This window comes from Flavobacterium panacis, assembly GCF_024649945.1.
Classification (GTDB): Bacteria; Bacteroidota; Bacteroidia; order Flavobacteriales; family Flavobacteriaceae; genus Flavobacterium; species Flavobacterium panacis.
Genome location: NZ_JANKMS010000008.1, coordinates 1 through 18373 on the forward strand (window position 1 = coordinate 1; position 18373 = coordinate 18373).

Annotated in this window: 19 protein-coding genes and 1 tRNA gene; 7 read left to right on the forward strand and 13 right to left on the reverse strand. The window is 32.3% G+C overall.

Translation table 11 applies throughout. The features are described 5' to 3' along the window. Positions 1–150: 150 nt before the first annotated feature. On the forward strand, positions 151–291 hold the full coding sequence (locus NQQ59_RS16665; RefSeq protein ID WP_144215924.1) for an rSAM-modified peptide: 141 nt from the start codon (positions 151–153) through the stop codon (positions 289–291). An 11-nt stretch (positions 292–302) separates the two neighbouring features. Here NQQ59_RS16665 and NQQ59_RS16670 read toward each other — a convergent pair whose 3' ends face one another. Further along, on the reverse strand, positions 303–2075 hold the full coding sequence (locus NQQ59_RS16670; RefSeq protein ID WP_144215926.1) for an AraC family transcriptional regulator: 1773 nt from the start codon (positions 2073–2075) through the stop codon (positions 303–305). A 165-nt stretch (positions 2076–2240) separates the two neighbouring features. Between NQQ59_RS16670 and NQQ59_RS16675 the strand changes: the two genes are divergently transcribed. The 3 genes from NQQ59_RS16675 to NQQ59_RS16685 all read left to right on the forward strand — a co-directional run bounded on the left by NQQ59_RS16675 (position 2241) and on the right by NQQ59_RS16685 (position 5117). Then, entirely contained in the window at positions 2241–3419 is a 1179-nt protein-coding gene (locus tag NQQ59_RS16675) for an acyl-CoA dehydrogenase family protein (protein WP_144215928.1), read from the forward strand. A gap of 91 nt (positions 3420–3510) precedes the next feature. Continuing rightward, on the forward strand, positions 3511–4293 hold the full coding sequence (locus tag NQQ59_RS16680; RefSeq protein ID WP_144215930.1) for a DUF3050 domain-containing protein: 783 nt from the start codon (positions 3511–3513) through the stop codon (positions 4291–4293). 65 nt (positions 4294–4358) lie between these two features. Then, entirely contained in the window at positions 4359–5117 is a 759-nt protein-coding gene (locus tag NQQ59_RS16685; RefSeq protein ID WP_144215932.1) for an SGNH/GDSL hydrolase family protein, read from the forward strand. Positions 5118–5260: 143 nt separating this feature from the next. Here NQQ59_RS16685 and NQQ59_RS16690 read toward each other — a convergent pair whose 3' ends face one another. The 7 genes from NQQ59_RS16690 to NQQ59_RS16720 are packed head-to-tail and all read right to left on the reverse strand — an operon-like array spanning position 5261 to position 11387. Further along, complete coding sequence (locus NQQ59_RS16690; protein ID WP_144215934.1) at positions 5261–6280, reverse strand: hypothetical protein; 1020 nt, start codon at positions 6278–6280, stop codon at positions 5261–5263. Further along, the gene (locus tag NQQ59_RS16695; protein WP_144215936.1) at positions 6258–7886 is read right to left on the reverse strand and encodes an NAD(P)/FAD-dependent oxidoreductase; all 1629 of its coding nucleotides are present in this window, start codon (positions 7884–7886) and stop codon (positions 6258–6260) included. Before NQQ59_RS16695 ends, NQQ59_RS16690 begins: the two co-directional genes overlap by 23 nt. Next, on the reverse strand, positions 7861–9381 hold the full coding sequence (locus NQQ59_RS16700) for a polyamine aminopropyltransferase (protein ID WP_257698395.1): 1521 nt from the start codon (positions 9379–9381) through the stop codon (positions 7861–7863). Before NQQ59_RS16700 ends, NQQ59_RS16695 begins: the two co-directional genes overlap by 26 nt. Further along, positions 9374–9589: a DUF350 domain-containing protein gene (locus NQQ59_RS16705; RefSeq protein WP_144215940.1), complete on the reverse strand. Its 216-nt coding sequence runs from the start codon at positions 9587–9589 to the stop codon at positions 9374–9376. The genes NQQ59_RS16700 and NQQ59_RS16705 overlap by 8 nt, the downstream gene beginning before the upstream one ends. 13 nt (positions 9590–9602) lie before the next feature. After that, entirely contained in the window at positions 9603–9788 is a 186-nt protein-coding gene (locus tag NQQ59_RS16710) for a hypothetical protein (protein ID WP_144215942.1), read from the reverse strand. A 6-nt stretch (positions 9789–9794) separates the two neighbouring features. Further along, positions 9795–11021, reverse strand: a complete 1227-nt coding sequence (locus tag NQQ59_RS16715) for a DUF4178 domain-containing protein (protein ID WP_144215944.1) — start codon at positions 11019–11021, stop codon at positions 9795–9797. A gap of 3 nt (positions 11022–11024) precedes the next feature. Beyond that, positions 11025–11387 carry an S-adenosylmethionine decarboxylase family protein gene (locus tag NQQ59_RS16720; protein ID WP_144215946.1) on the reverse strand — a complete coding sequence of 121 codons (363 nt, stop codon included), beginning with the start codon at positions 11385–11387 and terminating at the stop codon, positions 11025–11027. 239 nt (positions 11388–11626) lie between these two features. Here NQQ59_RS16720 and NQQ59_RS16725 point away from each other — a divergent pair, with 239 nt between their 5' ends. Beyond that, positions 11627–12133, forward strand: coding sequence for a GNAT family N-acetyltransferase (locus tag NQQ59_RS16725; protein WP_144215948.1), 507 nt, complete (start codon positions 11627–11629; stop codon positions 12131–12133). 6 nt (positions 12134–12139) lie between these two features. On the opposite strand, the gene NQQ59_RS16730 is transcribed toward NQQ59_RS16725, so the two are convergent. Both NQQ59_RS16730 and NQQ59_RS16735 read right to left on the reverse strand, forming a co-directional pair. After that, positions 12140–12475, reverse strand: coding sequence for a hypothetical protein (locus NQQ59_RS16730; protein WP_144215949.1), 336 nt, complete (start codon positions 12473–12475; stop codon positions 12140–12142). Further along, positions 12475–13050: a hypothetical protein gene (locus NQQ59_RS16735; protein ID WP_144215951.1), complete on the reverse strand. Its 576-nt coding sequence runs from the start codon at positions 13048–13050 to the stop codon at positions 12475–12477. Before NQQ59_RS16735 ends, NQQ59_RS16730 begins: the two co-directional genes overlap by 1 nt. A 160-nt stretch (positions 13051–13210) precedes the next feature. Between NQQ59_RS16735 and NQQ59_RS16740 the strand changes: the two genes are divergently transcribed. Next, positions 13211–13624, forward strand: coding sequence for a helix-turn-helix domain-containing protein (locus NQQ59_RS16740; RefSeq protein WP_144215954.1), 414 nt, complete (start codon positions 13211–13213; stop codon positions 13622–13624). A 97-nt stretch (positions 13625–13721) separates the two neighbouring features. Here the strand turns inward: NQQ59_RS16740 and NQQ59_RS16745 are convergent, their stop codons facing one another. The 3 genes from NQQ59_RS16745 to NQQ59_RS16755 form a co-directional block, all read right to left on the reverse strand. Next, positions 13722–15710: a hypothetical protein gene (locus NQQ59_RS16745; RefSeq protein WP_144215956.1), complete on the reverse strand. Its 1989-nt coding sequence runs from the start codon at positions 15708–15710 to the stop codon at positions 13722–13724. Between the two features lie 264 nt (positions 15711–15974). Beyond that, positions 15975–16061: transfer RNA gene (locus NQQ59_RS16750), tRNA-Ser, on the reverse strand. A 49-nt stretch (positions 16062–16110) separates the two neighbouring features. Beyond that, complete coding sequence (locus NQQ59_RS16755) at positions 16111–16992, reverse strand: LysR family transcriptional regulator (RefSeq protein WP_144215958.1); 882 nt, start codon at positions 16990–16992, stop codon at positions 16111–16113. A gap of 91 nt (positions 16993–17083) precedes the next feature. Here NQQ59_RS16755 and NQQ59_RS16760 point away from each other — a divergent pair, with 91 nt between their 5' ends. Next, positions 17084–18325, forward strand: coding sequence for an MFS transporter (locus NQQ59_RS16760; protein WP_144215960.1), 1242 nt, complete (start codon positions 17084–17086; stop codon positions 18323–18325). The last annotated feature ends 48 nt before the right edge of the window (positions 18326–18373 follow it).

Below are 18373 nucleotides of genomic sequence, written 5' to 3' on the forward strand. Positions count from 1 at the left end.
ACAATCTCTAGAAAAGAGCAAAAAACAATTATGGGTGGTGGCGACGACATAGATCCGAATGATCCAAGAAAAAACAATGGCGGAAACGGAAACAATTAATTTACAATTGAAAGAAACTTACAGAAAAGCTAATCCAAAAAATTTAAAATCATGAAAACTAAAATATTCACATTCAAAGATTTCCAAGCAGAAACAATCTCTAGAAAAGAGCAAAAAACAATTATAGGTGGTGGTGACGACATAGATCCGAATGATCCAAGAAAAAACAATGGTGGAAACGGAAATCCTTGATTTTCTTATACCTATATATTACTCGCAAATTGAGCTGGAGATACTCCAGTTCTTTTGCGAAATGATTTTGCAAAAGAAACCGCATTTTTAAATCCTACGCTTTCAGCAATGGCCTGGGTTGAATATTTTCTATACAAATGATTCGTAATCATCTGATTGATTACATAGTTTATTTTTAATTCATTAGAATATTCTCCAAAAGATTTTCCGAATCTTTTATTTACTACATAAGACAAATAAGTTGTATTGGTTTTTATTTTTTTGGCAGCATACGAAAGCGTAAAATCTGCATTGAGGTATTCTAATTTTTCTTCAAGTGCTAATAATTTCTCTACGATTTTATTTTCTTTAGCCTCATCAATACTCAAATTAGCATTTTCTTTCTTGAGCTGAACATCTTCAAGTTCAGCAATTTCAACTACAGGTTTTTCCAGTTCTGTTTTCTCAATTTCAGCTTTTTCAAGTTCTTTCTTTTCTAGATTTGCTTTAAACTCTTCTATCAAAGCATTCATTTTCTTCTGAGCTTTATTTTTGTCTCTTATATTTTTAATTAGAAAGAAAATAATTCCTATCACAAGAATTACATAAAATATTTTTAAAGCCTTATTCCAAAATACTTCATATTTATACTTTTCCTGTACACTTAACATTTCCTCACTTAAGTCAGCAGTACCCAGTTTATAATTAACATCCAGCGCTTCTTCTCTCATGTTACCTTCATATTTTTCATATGAATCTAAATATAATTTAGAGTGTTTGTACGCAAGTTCAGGTTCATTCTTAATGCTATAAATTTTTGCCTGAATATAATTTGACTTAAAATAGCTGTTATCAATCGTTTTATTTTTTACACTAATAGAATCTACCTTCTTTAAGAAAATAAGCGCTCTGTCATATTTTTTAAGAGAATAATACAGATCTCCTAAATTGTAACTTGCTATCTGGAACAGCGATTCATTATTGGTTTGTTTAGAATAAAATGCGATATCGTAATATATCTTTTCGGCACTATCAAAATCTTTTTTAAAAAGATAGATGTTTCCTAAGCTTAATTTAGAAGTAATTTTATTATCAATAAATTTATCAGAATAAGAGATTGCTTTTTTGTAAAAATATTCGGCGGAGTCTAAAAGTTCGGCTTTATCTCTGTTTTTGGAATAATAGCCTTCATAACAGTTTCCTAAATTGGTATAGGTATTACTTTTTGAATTCTGAAACTGCTCTTTTTCATACAGATTTTCATTTTTATCTAAGAAGGCATCATTCTGTCTTAAAATTTTAATAGATAATTGATAATTTCCAACACCTTCATTTAATAAGGCAATATTGGCTTTAAATTTTACAATCTGAATTACATCATTAATTTTAGTCGACAGTTTAATTCCTTCCTGATAGTTACTAAGAGCTTTTCCGTAATTGGCCCGTTTCCAATAAGTAAGACCTCTATAATTACATATATAAGAATGAAGTTTTGTTTTCCTATCCGATTCCGGAATTTTCTGTAAATGCTTTAGGCCTTCTTCATATTTTTGATCAGACTTAACTGCGTCACCTTTCAATTGATATAAATAGGATCCGACAGAATAAGCAAAGGCCAGTCGCTCCTCATTTTTTGATTTATACAATTGTTCAAGATAGGATAATCCTTCATCGAAATCTCCATTTATCGTGAAGCGAATTTTATCCTGCAAATCTAAATACTCCTGTTCAGTAAGCTCCTTGGTAGGTTGAGCCATACTAGTATTAAGTACGAATAAAAATAAAAAAGAGATGATTAGCCTCATTTAATTTAGTTTTGGTATTCAAAAATAGTCTATAAATTATCAATAAACTACAATTTATTTGCCAAATTCCTATTAATTTTATTTTTGATGTAAAAAAATATAACAAAAATCAATGTATTTGTTATATTTTTATTGCGTAAATTTGTTTTGTTAAAAAATAAAAACATGAAACCAGACCTATTTCAATCTCCAGATTACTATAACTTAGACGATTTACTATCCGACGAACACAAATTAGTTCGTGAATCTGCTCGTGCGTGGGTAAAAAAAGAAGTTTCTCCTATAATAGAAGAATATGCCCAAAAAGCAGAATTTCCTAAACAAATCATAAAAGGATTAGGAGAAATTGGCGGTTTTGGACCTTATATTCCAGTTGAATATGGCGGTGCAGGATTAGATCAGATTTCTTATGGCTTAATTATGCAGGAAATCGAAAGAGGTGATTCTGGCGTTCGATCTACCTCATCTGTTCAGTCTTCCTTAGTAATGTATCCGATTTGGAAATATGGAAATGAAGAACAAAGAATGAAATACTTGCCAAAACTGGCTACAGGAGAATTTATTGGTTGTTTTGGATTAACAGAACCAGATCACGGTTCTGATCCTGGAAGCATGATTACCAATTTTAAAGACATGGGCGATCATTATCTTTTAAATGGCGCCAAAATGTGGATTTCAAATGCTCCTTTTGCTGACATTGCTATTGTTTGGGCTAAAAACGAGGAAGGTCGAATTCATGGTTTAATTGTAGAACGTGGTATGGAAGGTTTTACAACTCCAGAAACGCACAATAAATGGTCACTTCGTGCCTCTGCAACTGGCGAATTAATTTTTGACAATGTAAAAGTACCAAAAGAAAACCTTTTGCCTAACAAATCTGGTCTTGGAGCTCCACTTGGCTGTTTAGATTCAGCGCGTTACGGAATTGCTTGGGGAGCAATTGGTGCAGCAATGGATTGTTATGATACTGCTTTAAGATATTCTAAAGAAAGAATTCAGTTTGGAAAACCAATTGGAGGAACACAGTTACAACAAAAAAAATTGGCCGAAATGATTACCGAAATCACAAAAGCGCAATTACTAACTTGGCGTTTAGGTGTTTTAAGAAATGAAGGCAAAGCTACAACTGCACAAATTTCGATGGCAAAACGCAATAATGTAAACATGGCAATTAACATCGCTCGTGAAGCCAGACAAATGCTCGGAGGTATGGGAATTACTGGCGAATACTCTATTATGCGCCACATGATGAACCTCGAAAGTGTTATTACTTATGAAGGAACTCACGACATACACTTATTGATTACCGGAATGGACGTAACCGGAATTCCAGCATTTAAATAATTGATAATTATTAAAATATATACAAAATCAATCTAAAAAGCTTCTTCTAACAAAAGAAGCTTTTTATCTTTGCATCAAAATTTTTTCAAAAATGAATATCGAAACGATAAACAAAAGCATCCAACCACAAAAAGACCAACTATTAAACCACTCTTTATACAATAAGATTCAAAACATAGACGACCTTCATAGCTTTCTGGAAACTCACGTTTTTGCTGTTTGGGATTTTATGTCTTTATTAAAAGCGTTACAAGCCAAACTTACTTGTACCACAACACCTTGGTTTGCTACTAAAAATCCGGACACTCGATATTTAATCAACGAAATTGTTCTTGCAGAAGAAACCGATTTGACATTGGACGGAAGAAGACAAAGCCATTACGAAATGTACTTGGAAGCAATGGAAGCTTGTGGTGCGAATACAACTGGAATTTTAAGTTTCTTATCAGAAGTACATTCTCTTCATAATATATTTGTTGCCATTAAGCAGAGTCCAATGCAGCCAAATGTAAAAGCTTTCCTTGATTTTACTTTTAGAGTAATCGAAGAAGGAAAACCGCACGAAATTGCAGCCGCATTTACTTTTGGTAGAGAAGATTTGATTCCGAGCATGTTTACTCAAATTCTGAAAAATTTCCAGAAAAACCTTCCAGAAACCGATTTGACAAAATTATTATACTATTTTGAAAGACATATCGAACTAGATGCCGATGAACACGGACCGATGGCTATGCAAATGATCACAGAATTATGCGGAGATGACGCGCAAAAATGGAAAGAAGTTGAAGAAGTTTCTATTCTTGCCCTAGAAAAACGTATCGGACTTTGGAATGCCATCGAAGAAGATATCTTGATGAAAACCGAAATGGTTTAAAATCCAAAACAACATATTTCACGTAACTATTTGTTTAAAGCGACCTCAATTAATTTAAACAAATTATGAAATCAGAGTTTAAACAAATAGTTACTATTATCCTTTCTGTGTTTCTTCTGAGCTGTAATTCAGACGAAAATGCACCTGCCCCAGTTACAATTACTCCGCCTGTTGTAGACCCGCCTGTAACACCAAAACCACCCATTGCTACTTCTATAAATTATTTAGCCTTAGGCGACAGTTATACCATTGGTCAAAGCGTTTGTACTACTTGTCGTTTTCCGGAACAACTAAAAGCAGGTTTAACCGCAATGTATTCTAGTACTATTTCGCTCAAAATAATTGCTACAACTGGCTGGACAACATCTGATTTACTTTCGGCAATCGAATCTCAAAAACCAGAATCCAATTACGATTTGGTAACGCTTTTAATTGGCGTAAACAATCAATATCAGCACAAAAACTTTTCTCTTTACGAGAAACAATTTCCCGAATTGGTCAACAAAGCTATTATGCTTGCAAAAGGTGACAAAAAAAATGTTGTAGTAATTTCTATTCCCGATTACGCTTACACGCCTTACGGAAAAAGTCTTGCTGGAGATCAAAGCAACAAAATTTCAGCAGAAATTACCCAATACAATAATTTTGCAGAAAACTACTGCAACAACAATCAAGTTGCTTTTGTATCGATTACAGAAATAACCCGAGAGGGACTTAACAATCCGAGTTTGGTGGCATCAGACGGTTTACATCCTTCTGAAAACGCATACAAAATGTTTGTGGATAAAATGATGCCGAAAATTAAAACAGTTTTACAAAATTAATTTTTAGCAGCAGAAGATTCATTTTCAAAACAACGTTTACTCCCGCTATTCGCTATATCTTTTGTGTTGAACCCCAACACAAAAGGATATCGCTCCTATCGGGGCTAGATTAGAAGTTTTGATTTTTATTAGAAGTAAAAACATCACTTTTTAGATTTCCAGATAAAACCATCCAATAAATAATGCGTAAACTGAGGAACCGTCAGCAAAGGAACCAATAAAATCTGCCAGCTCGAAAAATCAAAATTCGTAACGCTGATGTTTTCATTCCAAACAAAAAGTTCCCAAAGAAATTCTTCCAAAAAGGCAATTATTAAAAGGATTCCAACATAAATCAAAAGCCCTTTGTATTGTTTTAAAAAAGACAAACGTCCCAATTCTACTTCCGATTTTCCATCGATTTCTCTAAAATAAACCAAAGCCATATACGGAATTCCGTGCGAAACGACATTCAATAAAGTAAAAATCAAATCGTCATTAAAATAAACGATTCCGAAATACCAAGACAGCGCCGTTCCTAAAACAATGCTGTTCTTTGGAATATTAAAAAACTGATTTTGAATGGATTTCACAGCAGTATAAATAACATACAAAATCAAAATTCCAATATAAATCCAAAACAAAATTTCTAAAATCAATTGATTTTCAAACCTAAAAAACTCATTTTCTACAAACCAGTTGAACTTTCGCTTAGACGAAAAAAACCAATACAACATCGGATATCCTGTTGAAGCATAAATTGCGAGATTATCAATCCAAACCGAGATTTTGGTTTTAATCTCTTTTCTCGCATACAATCTCATGAATCCGTATTGCTGTCTGATGAAATGAAAAACAGCTACATAAGCCAAAAACGACCAAAAGACTAAACTTCCAAAAGAGAAAAGCACAATTCCAACAACGAAACAAAATAAAGGTAAAAGAATCAATCTTCGTTTCTGCTTCTTAAATTCATCAGCAACAAAATACGTTTTGAATAAGGTCGCATAAACGTGCGCTACATCTATAAAAACAATCAGAAAAAGCCAAGTGTAAAAAGAATAATGCTCTTCTATTTCAGTGATATGATCCTGAAAAATAAAGATGATCGCCAACACAAAAAAAGAGGGTCCGATAATAAACGTTAAATCGGTTTTGGCTTTATGAATCCACGGTTGTTCCATCTAAAATCTCATTTACAATATTAATTCCTTGATGAAAAGCTTCTTCAAAAATAGAAATACCAGATAAATCTGTATGCGCGAAATAAATCTTCTTTTCAATATTTTGTTTGGCTTGTTTCTTTGCTTCACCAAAAATAAATCCTGGCGCAGGCGAAATCATTCCGTGACCTAAAAGAAAAACCTCAATATCTTCTGTATATTCTTCAATATCGGGATGCGCGATTTTTAAATCATTTAGAACAAATTGTTTCCAATATTCTTTGTCTTTTTTATAAAGTTCTTTTCTCGTTTTCTTCAAATCTCTAGACGAAAAACTATAGTAATACGTAATCACTTTTTTATCCTGAACCTGATTCACTGTCTGATGCTGATCGTAAACATAACCCAAACCTTTTGCATCGTAAATTACATTATCCCACGAAAGTGAAAAACTAAAATTATCCGACAAATCATTTACAATCAAAGTTGCCAAAAGCCAAGGCGTGTAATGAAAATCTTTTGTAAACGTTTTTCGATCTGGAATCAAATATTGATTTACAAATTGTGGTGAAGCCATAATTACTTTATCAGCAAGAATTTCAACAGACGTTTTTGTTGCATCATCAAAAGCTTTTGCCACAACTTTTTGATTTTCAATTTTCACTTCATAAACCAAATGATTTTTCAAAGATTTATCAGTAGTATATTTTTTCAAATGATTCGCAAGTCTGGAATTTCCTTCTGCCCAAGTTAAAACGCTATCATGTTTTTCGGGTGTACTATCTTGCTTTCTTCCTGCAAAATAATGAATTCCTGCCCAAGCCGAAACGTATTCTATTCCTAAACCAAAATCGTCTTTACAGCAATAATCAATATAATTAAACAAAGGTTCAGACGTAAAATGATTATCTAGAAACCATTGTTTCATCGTGATTTTATCTAAAGATCTAGTCTTTTCATCTTTTGAAGAAAGGTACATCGGAATATCAAATAAATACCTTTGATCTTCGCCTCTAGAAATTCTAAAAACATCCATTTGTTTGAAGAATTTATTAAACTCCAAATCATCCGAAATTAAATTTCCTTCTTTTGGCACTACGCCTTCCTGCCAATTGTTTTTATAAAATAAACGTTCGTCTGGTGCAAAAGTCAATTGCAGTTCATCAAAAATGGGAAATCCTTTTTCATTGTAACCCAGAATTATTTTTTCTTCTTCTAAAAATTGAAGCAGTTCTTTATCCTGAAAATTCGGCAAAGGCAAATAATGCGCGCCCAAAGGATATTTAGAATATTTGTTTTCTCCATTTGAAGAATTTCCTCCCAAATGGTTTTCCAATTCCAATATTAAAAAATCTGAAATTCCTCTTTTCTGAAATTGTCGTGCAGCACTTAAACCTGAAATTCCACCGCCAACAATTAAATACGGAATCTCGATTTGTTTTGTAGGTTTTGGAAAATCTTTAATCCATAAACGATGTCCGAGCAAATGTTTTGTTCCTGATAAACGAATCATCAGCACCGCAATTTTATCAGAACAAAACTGCAGGAACGGAACCGTAAGCAAAGCTGCGCCAACGCCTTTTATAAAATTCCTTCTGGATTTATTGCAGTTTTCCCCACTCTTCATCAAAATAGCGTACTAAAATCTGGTTGTCTAAACGATTAATTTCAACTTGATTCGAAACCATATCGTTGGTAAAATAATTGAAACGGTCAAATTGATAATTATAGAATTTCAATTTGTCTGCTTTTCGGTTTACGGAATTAAAAGTGGTTCCAAAACCGTTTATTGCAATCGTATAACCCCATTCTCCAAAAGATGGAACGTAAGCATGATACGCATCGACCTGCGAAAAAACCTGCATCACGGTTTTATTGATACACCAAAAAGATTTCGGCGCAAAATAAGGCGAAGTAGTTTGAATAACAACCGCTGCATCTGGTTTTAAAATGGTTTTTATAGTCTGATAAAAATTCAGCGAATACAATTTTCCCAAACTGTAATTGGATGGATCTGGAAAGTCGATTATCGCAACATCAAATTGCTCTTTACAACTTTTTGCCCAAATATAAGCATCTGTATTGATTACGGTTACTTTTGGATTGTTCAGCGAATTCTGATTGAAATTGGTCAGTACCGTATTTGTTTTAAACAATTTGGTCATTCCTTCGTCCAAATCGACTAAAGTTACTTTTTCAACGTCTTTGTATTTCAATATTTCACGAACTGCCAGACCATCACCTCCGCCCAAAACCAAAACATGTTTAACGTTTTTTGCCATTGACATTGCGGGATGCACTAATGCCTCGTGATAACGATATTCATCAGCTGAACTAAATTGTAAGTTGTTATTCAAATAAAGCCTATAATCGCTCTTATTGTGCGTTAAAACGATACGTTGATAAGGTGTTGAATTGGTATAAATGATATTTTCTCCGTATAATTTTCCTTCTGAATACGCTAGAATGTCATTCGAAAAAACAAAAACGCCAAGCAATAATACAAAGGAAAAAACGGCTTTTGCTTTCAAAAAATAAACGTTTTTTAATTCTTTTTTCAGCAAAAAACACAAAACAATCGCAATACTTACATTGATCATTCCGAAGAAAAGAGAAGTTCCCATGATTCCTAATTTCGGAACTAAAACCAACGGAAACAAGATCGAAGCCAATAATGCTCCGATGTAATCAAAAGTAAAAACATTCGAAACCAGATCTTTGAATTCGACTCTATCTTTTAAAATATTCATTAAAAGCGGAATCTCTAAACCAACTAAAAATCCGGTTACGAAAACAAATAAATATAAAATGAACTGAAACGACCCAACATTTTCGAACAACAGAAATAAAACTACCGAACTCAATCCTCCGATAAGTCCGACCAGAATTTCGATTTCTACAAATGTGTTGAGTAGATTTTTATGAAAAAACTTTGAAAAAAAAGAGCCAATACCCATCGAAAATAGGTACACGCCAATAATAAATGAAAATTGTTTTACCGAATCGCCTAATAAATAACTCGCCAGCGTTCCTGCAACCAATTCGTAAATTAGTCCGCAGGTGGCAATTATAAATACGGCAAAGAGTAAAAGAAATTCAAACCTAAGAAACTTTTTACCCATGAATTGCGGCACTAATAATCATGGAAATTCCAATGATAAACGCTGCCAAAACAATGGCAACAGCAATATTATTTTTTTCTACGACTTCTTTCCAGGTATTTTCTGGAGTCAGTTTTTCGATAATAAAATAACCAATTAATAAGATCACAATTCCTAAAAGAGAATAAATAATTGAATTTACTATTGGCTGAGCGTGAATTAATTCCATATTGTTAAAGTTTTTATTTGTGGTAAAAATGATTATAAGATGCACGACTTCCTGAGCTGGTTGGTCTGTATTTTTCTGTTGTTTCGCAATCGCAAATTCTATTTCCTGCAAGAGCAAAATAGATGTAAACGCCAAAGCAAAAGAATCCGATTGCTAGCGGAGCCCAATTATTGGCAAAGAAATTAGAAATTCTATTCATAATTAATTATTCGTAAGTCGAGTAAGAACTATCTGCCCATCTCTTTTTTTCAAATTCGTTCCTAGCATATCGTATTATAAAATAAAGTACAACCATACTAATAATAACCAGCCAAACATTTCGGCTTGAAGGCTGATTCCATACTACACTTACATTCATTGTACTATTTGAAAGATCTTCGGGAGCTTTCATCGGGGTAATCGAAAGATGATATTTCCCTGCTTTTACGCCACAGATATTAAATTGCTCAGACTGGCTACCTTCTGTCCAAGATTCTCCATCAGAACTACCGTAATAGTATTCTATATCTTTATTAGCATAAATTTCATTACCGTTGTCTTCGTTAATTAAAGCGATATTTAAGTTGGCCCATGAATTATTGACACCCGTCGAAACCTTAATCGTCATAGGAGCCGAAGCGCCATTGAGAACAAAAGACGGACTGGTCATTTCTTTTTGATCAAATTCGCTGAATTTAATCGTGCTGTCAAAGACCTTTTGCTCCACCTGATCTCTATAAATATACCAGTTTGCGGTTAAAATCAGCAAGGCAAAGAAACAGAAAATAACAGCAGTATTGGTAAGATCAAATCTAGAAGGCTCAATCATACCGGCTCCAGACTGATAGGGCATTGTTCTTTTAGGAAAAGCTTTTTGGATAACACTTTTTCTCACATACTCGCCATGAAAAGCGGTCTCTACACTATTCATTTTTTCAATAGAAATAATATAGGGTGGGTTTATAAATTCGGCCAAATGAATTAATCTCGGGCGAAGTTCAAAATCAAAAAAACCTTGTGCATCTATAATTTGAGCATCTGAATGTTCGTATAAATCATATCTTTCATTATTATGATTTAGAACTTTAATGCCTTTTTTTAGTGTATCCATTTTTTCCATTTCAGTAAGCATCATCCAATGCCCATTCGAAACCGATAAATAGAGAAACTCTTTGGCTTCATTCTGTAGAATAAACTCATTCCAGGTAAAATCTGGATTCACTTTTTTCTTCAAAATACCTGTAACCTTATATTCGCTTCCTTTCAAATACCCAATATCACCAAGTTCCAGCGGATAATCTTTAAGTATATTAGTATACTTATTTCTTCTTCGAAATTGTCCCTCATCATCACGTACATATACGCTGTGACATTTTGGACAAACAAAATTTACTACTTCAAAACCAACCTCTAATTCGGTTTCTGTATTACAATCGTAACAAGGAATCTTCATATCTTATCGGTTAATTTCAAAATCTTTAATAATTTCTGCTTCAAAATACGCCACATAATCAGCCATTACAGCACGCACTTTTGCCGAATTATCCTGAAGATAATTACACAAATAAACGTCTAAAGTAAGCTGATTGTATTCTGGCCAAGTGTGTATGCAAATATGAGATTCTTTTAGGCAGTACGAGATGGTAAAACTATCATTATCAAAGTCGTGAACCACTGCCCCAACCTTCTCAAGTTCGTATTTTTCTAAAATAGAGTTCGTAACTACAACAAAACCATTACTATCAGTAAGTTTCGAAGTTTTGTCGACCTGTAAAGTAACCAGTTTATGCAATCCTGGCGAATAAGGAGGTAAATCCATCAAGTTATTTGTATTACACAGGAGCCAAATATATAATATTTCTAGAATAAAATAATGTGGGAAACCGTATTTAAGTATAACTTTTCAGAACTATCTTTTTTTTGTTTTCAATGTTTTTAGGGCAAAATATATTCTGGTTTCACTTTGATAAAAAAAACATAAATTAAATATTTCAACCGCTTAAAGCTTTCGAAAGATTTATCTTTGAAGCTTCATTAATTTACAGAATACAACTCAAAATGGAATTTCTTTTAACTACACCAAAAGATATCGATGCTGTTTTCGATATTTATAACGAAGCTACTTCTTATCAAAAAACAGTTAATAATAAAAGCTGGAGAGGTTTTGAAAGAGCATTGATCGAAAAAGAAATTGCAGAAAATCGCCATTTTATCATCAAAGAAGGAAACGAAATCGCTTGTACTTTTGTGCTTACTTTCGACGATTTAATTATCTGGAAAGAAGCGAGTAACGATCCTGCGGTTTATTTGCATCGTATTGCTACAAATCCAAAATTTCGTGGACAGTCGTATGTAAAAAAAATCGTTGAATGGGCTAAGCGTTACGCCAAAGAAAACGGAAAAGAATATATTCGTCTTGATACACACAGTGGCAACGAAAGAATAAATAAATATTACACTAGTTGCGGTTTCGAATACAAAGGAATAAGCACTATTGAATGGACAAACGAATTACCTGAACATTATAAAGAAGGTTCTTTTAGTTTATTTGAGATCAGATTGTAGAAAATGCTATCGGTACTTTTCGAAATCAACCTCAACTTTTTTAAACCATTCTGAGTTTTCCAGTATCGAATTCATACGGATTAAACCATCCTGATTATTTTCGGCCATTATAAAAGCAAAACCCCAAATGTCTTTTGAAAGTGTAAATTGTCCAATCTCCGAATCATAAGAGAGTAGAATTTCATCATTCATCCATAAATCTGAAACTTCTATCATTTTAGGCTGTATTTCGCTTAAGGCAAAGACAAAATCTGAAACAAAAGATTCATTTTCTGCGCCATCAAAAACTTCAATCAAAAGATTTTCTGATTTATAACCGGGACGAAAATAGTATTGATACATTATTCTATTTTTTTATAATGAAATCCCAGATTGTAAGCAGATCCAGCCCAAAACATAAACAATAAAGCGCCAGAATTATCATAAGCATAATTCACCAAAAGTCCGTTATCTTTAGAAAGTCCGATTCTTGTTTTATGGTTGTTATAACCGCCAGCAAGATATGGAACTCCATTCCGTTTTAGGTATTTATTATCCAAGTAGAAAAATCCGTTTTTTAGTTCGCCACCTACTTCGGCATTCTCCATTATTTCATTGTCTTTTTTAGTAATAAACTGTAGTCGGTTTTTATTCAAAAGTTTTACCTCAACACTATAAGAATCTGAATAATCGACTTTTGATTTTTCAGACTTTACGAAATAATTCAAGTTGTATCTAGCCTGAGATTCCTGAGAATCTATGGTTTGAACATTCCCTTTTTCATCGTATTTCAAGTCTGGAAATAGTTCGTATTTACCTTCCAATTTTGATAAATCATTTTCTAACAATGGAGATTTGTTATCCCTAACCATTTTATCTGAAAATGAAGCGCAGGAACAAGAAAGCAAAATCATTACAAAACCAATTATTATTCTCATCAATTACTAGTTTATTATTTTAAAGATAATCTTTATTTCGATAAAAACTCATTCGAAAAGCGTTACTTTTGTTTAGAAAATGAAAACCGTATCTTACAAAAAAGAGCCTGTTTTTTACTGAAATCTATTTTCTTTAAGAATTTTAAAATACCTTTGATTGATGAGCACAGCAACAAAACCATATCACATAGGACGCAAAATTAGCCGAATTCGTGAATTGAAAGACATGAAACAAGAGGCATTGGCGCAAGCTTTAGGAACAAATCAGCAAGCAATTTCTGCTATGGAAAACAGCGAAACCATAGACGACGAAAAACTGAAAGAAGTGGCAAAAGCACTTGGTGTTACTGTTGAAGCTATTCAAAATTTTACGGAAGAAAATATGATTAATTATTTTGCGAATTTTTATGACAATAGCTCTAACTCTGGAAATATCCAACCAAATCATTGTACATTCAATCCATTAGATAAATTGGTTGAAGTTTATGAGGAAAATAAAAAACTTTACGAACGTTTATTACAATCTGAAAAAGATAAAAATGAGTATTTGAAGAAGTTGATGAAAGGAAAATAAAAATGCATTATAAAAGAGACTTTGTAACTTTAAGGTCTCTTTTATAATGCATTTTTAAAAGTTTAGATAAATTTACTTTCCATATTATTGTTTAATATTATCTCGTTTCATTTTCAAATCTACTTTCAACTTTTAAATCGAGATTATTTTTCAATAATAATTGCTTCTTATATAAGTATGGTTTTGAGAAAAAAACCGATGAAAAAATCCAAAAAACAATATTAACTACTAATCCAATTACATAATCTATCGCTCTAGATTCTCTTTCTAATCTCAAATAATAAATTCCACAAGCAGTTAAAATAACAGCACAAATGGGAAGGTACAAAAACCACGTCATTTTACTTTTAAAAACAACAGCCTCATAATTAGCAATCTCTTCAGTGCGTATTCTATTTTTTAAAGCTTCTTCGGCTTTACTTAATCTCTTAGTTTTAATTTCATTTTCGCGTTTTTCAAGAGATAAATTTTCGTAAACAACATCATACTCTTTAATAAATTTTAATTTTACTTCTTGAAACTCTCTATTCAAAGAAAGACTTATTTCTTCTTCGGGTAATCCCTTAAGTCTATTATTATGCAAATTTTTTGCTATCTTAAGTACCTCTTCATCTGGTAATTGCTCAATTTGTAATTCAGTATCTAATAATTTGGATAAATCGGCAATTTGAAAAGTATGATTATCCGGATGCAAATCAAACCTAATCATATTCGCAAATAAAGTTGAAAAATCTAATGGATTCACATCTGTCCCTCCATTATCTATAGCTAGCATATTAATTAGAGTTTCAAGTTTTATTGCTATGGGCAAATCATCTTTAATTGGCTTAGTGTGAGAATATCTATTCACTGATATTTCTTGAGAAAGAATAAATGCTTTTTCATTCTTACGCAAGTACTCAACACCCGCAACTATACCGACATCGTGAAGTAAAGGAGATTCTCTCTTAAAGTTACCTGTTGCCTTTTTATAAATAGAATTAATTAATGCTTTTTTTTCTTCATCATTCTGAGCGGTTTCAATTTCTCTATCTAAAATTTCATCATTATTAAATAATCTAATTTCTTTTGAAGAATCTAATCTTTTTGGAGGTAACGCTATTTGAGAACAAAAAGTTTCATAATCTTCCAATACATAGCATTTCCTTTTAATTGCTGATTGCAAAAAATGATCATCAGTAGCCTTTAGTACATCATAAGAAAACTTTCCTACAGCACGTAGAATTTCTTTCTTTTTATTTGAAATTGTCTTAGTATATTCTACTTCAGTTATATGAAAATATCCTGTGTCAATATTTAACTTCTCAAAAACGTTTTCAAGTTTTTTTATCGCTTCATGATATTCACTTGCTTCAAGTCCAATATTCATTAGTACATTTGTATCTAAAACACATTTTGAATCTCTAAAAGCATTTATTGACATTGGATCAGCTCCAACAGATGATTGTAAAAGATTAGCAGCAAAAGCAGAAGTTCCATACTGCCAAAGATGTGCATCTAAATCAGGGTCTTTTTTATAAATAATACATTCAATGAATTTTTCAATTAACATATTAAAATCATCTGGATGTAATTCTTTATTATGTTTTGTTCTTCTCTTAATATGATCTAATATATCTTCTTTTTTTGTTTTAAGTCTTTCAGTTTTCGTGTAGCACAAATCTGAAATCCATTCTATCGAATATGATTTAAAAAATTCTACTGTTGCATCAGAAAACCACTCTAAAACTGCAGTTCTATCAGAGTTAAAAGGCACAAAGTAATTGTCAATTATTCTTTCTAATCTTTCTTTTGATTCGTTGTATCTTTTTTCTAAGATTTTTACATTTGATTTTGTAAGGCTATATTTCTTATCGTTAATTTTAATTTCATTTTTCTCGAGAAGTTTCTCAATTCCATCAATGATCCTATCTTCTGAAATCGATGTTTGCAACAAGCGATTAACCTCGGTTGAGATTTGATTAATAGATAGTGGTTTTTCAGATTGAAATAATATTCTTATTATTAACTGCGATACAGCATTTTTTGTTAATGATTTCGAAGTACTATCTAATCTTAAATGAAGTGTTTTAATTATTTTATCCAAAGTATCTAATTATTTTACAGTTATTAAAAAATCACAAAATAATGAGTTTAAAATCAAACAAATGTTAAATATAAAAATAATTAAAAATTAAAATCACAATAAACAACATTATTTATAATTTCCGTGATTCGAAAAAAAATATTCAATAACAGGCTAATATATAAACCAGAACACATATATGAAACAAGTATAAATACCTGTTTTTAACAAATATCAAAACAAAAGCCAGTAATTCCATAAAATGAAATTACTGGCTTTTTCTCGCAGAAAGGAAGGGATTCGAACCCTCGATACAGTTACCCATATACTAGCTTTCCAGGCTAGCTCCTTCAACCACTCGGACACCTTTCTAATTTGGTCTGCAAATAACAAAAAAAAAAATGAGTTTAACAAAGTAAATTTAAGATTCGTTTATGCTTTTTCTGAATTCTTCCATAAATAGTTTGACCGCTTTCTTTTGATAACCTCCAATCGTTAACATATACGAATCTCGTTTGGTCACAACTCCTGTAATCTGAATGGCTTTAAGACTATGTTCCCAACCTTTCAATGCCTTTTCGGCTACAATTGTCGCCCAGTCGCTATTTTCTACCATTTGCAGCAAGGCATTAATCGAATTTAACTCTATAGAAATCTTCGGTTTCATATGATGTTTTGCAAACAATATTTCAACATATTCCCTTGAATTCGATCCTTTTCCCGGAAGAATCAATGGCACTTCTTCTATTTTTTTAAATGGTATTTTTTCTAAAACCGCTAAAGAATTTGTTTTAGCAACTGCCATTACCATATTGGATGTAAACAAAAACACTTTTTGAATTGGAGGCCCAATTTCATGCGAAGAAATCACCAAAACCAAATCTAATTCGTTTGCCAGTAATTTCTGTTCCAAAACTTCGGTTGTACCATGTTCTACTATAATTCTTAGATTTTGGTAGGTTTTGGCGAACGTATTTACAACGGGTAAAATTAAAAGGCCAAAAATATACGTCACCCCAATTCTAAGTTCTCCGCCAATCATTTCGTTTAAATCTTCAATAGCTTGTTTTCCATTTTCAACATTTTCAACTACTTTTTTGGCATGAATTAAAAAAACAGAACCTGCTTCTGTCAATTGAACTTTTTTACCAATTCGCTTAAACAAAGGCATTCCGAGTTCTTCTTCCAGTTTTTTAATTTGCTGCGAAAGTCCCGATTGTGTTACAAAACACAATTCTGCTGCTTTGGTAAAGTGCAAAACTTCAGCTGTTTTAATAAAATATTCGAGTTGATAGATTTCCATATTGATAAGTTTTAATACTTATTATCAGTAAAATTATTAATTTTTCTAATGAAATCATAATCCCGACCTTTGTATCAAATAATTACAAGTCATGTTTAAAGCGTTAAAATCAAAAAATTTCAAGTTATTTTTCTACGGTCAATCTGTTTCTGTCATTGGAACCTGGATGCAAAAAACGGCCGTAAGCTGGATGGTTTACAGTATCACAGGATCTGTTTTTTTGCTTGGATTAGCGACTTTTTTAAGTATGATTCCTTCTTTATTTCTGGCTCCGTTAGCCGGAAGTATTATTGGTCGTTATGACAGACACAAAACCATGTTGTTTTTACAATCTCTTGCCATGCTTCAGGCAGGAACTTTGGCTTTGCTTATTTATCTTAAAATCTACAATATCAATTTTATTTTGGCTTTGAGTCTTATTCAGGGAATTATCAATGCTTTTGATATGACCTGTCGTCAGACCATGATGATTGATATTGTCGACAATAAAAAAGATCTTCCTAATGCAGTTGCACTTAACTCCACTTTGAACAATTTTGCACGTATCGCGGGTCCTGCGCTTGCCGGAATCATTCTGCACGAATATGGTGAAGATATTTGTTTTATTGGGAATTTCATTAGCTATGTTCCGGTTTTGATTTCATTAATGATGATGAAAATTACACCTCACATTAAAGCTGAAAACAAATTAAATATGCTGGACGATTTAGTTGAAGGTCTGGATTATGTAAAAAAAGAAACCGAAATGGCGAGAATGCTTTTAATGTTAACTTGCAGCAGTTTGTTTGTAATTTCATTCAACACTTTGATGCCCGTTTTCGCGAAAGATATTTTTAGAGGAAATGCCGAAACTTTTAGCTGGTTTGAAAGCGCTGCCGGAATTGGTTCTGTTTTATCTGCCATTTATTTAGCCAATCTAAAATCTGCAGAAAACATGAGCAAACTGATGATTGCCGCAAGTTTACTTTTGGGTTTCAGTGTCATTATTCTAGCCGTTTCAAGCAGCATAACAATTGCTCTTATCTGTATGACATTAAGCGGAATCGGAATGATGGGACAAACCTCATCTATCAATATCTACATTCAGACGCACAGTTCTGTTAATATGCGTTCCAGAAGTATTAGTTATTATATGATGGCATATCAGGGAATGATTCCTGTTGGAAGTTTAATTATTGGGTATGTTTCTCACTCTCTTGGTGTAAGAGCTACCGTTGCCATTCAGGGAATTATTTGTATTATTTCTGTTATTGTTTATGTGTATTATAAAAAACATAAAGCTTCAGATGAGTTGGAGACTTGTCCTGTAACTTACGGAAATTCCAAAAAATAAATTCCAAATTCCAAATTTTACTTTTTGAACCATATAAGGGATATAAGT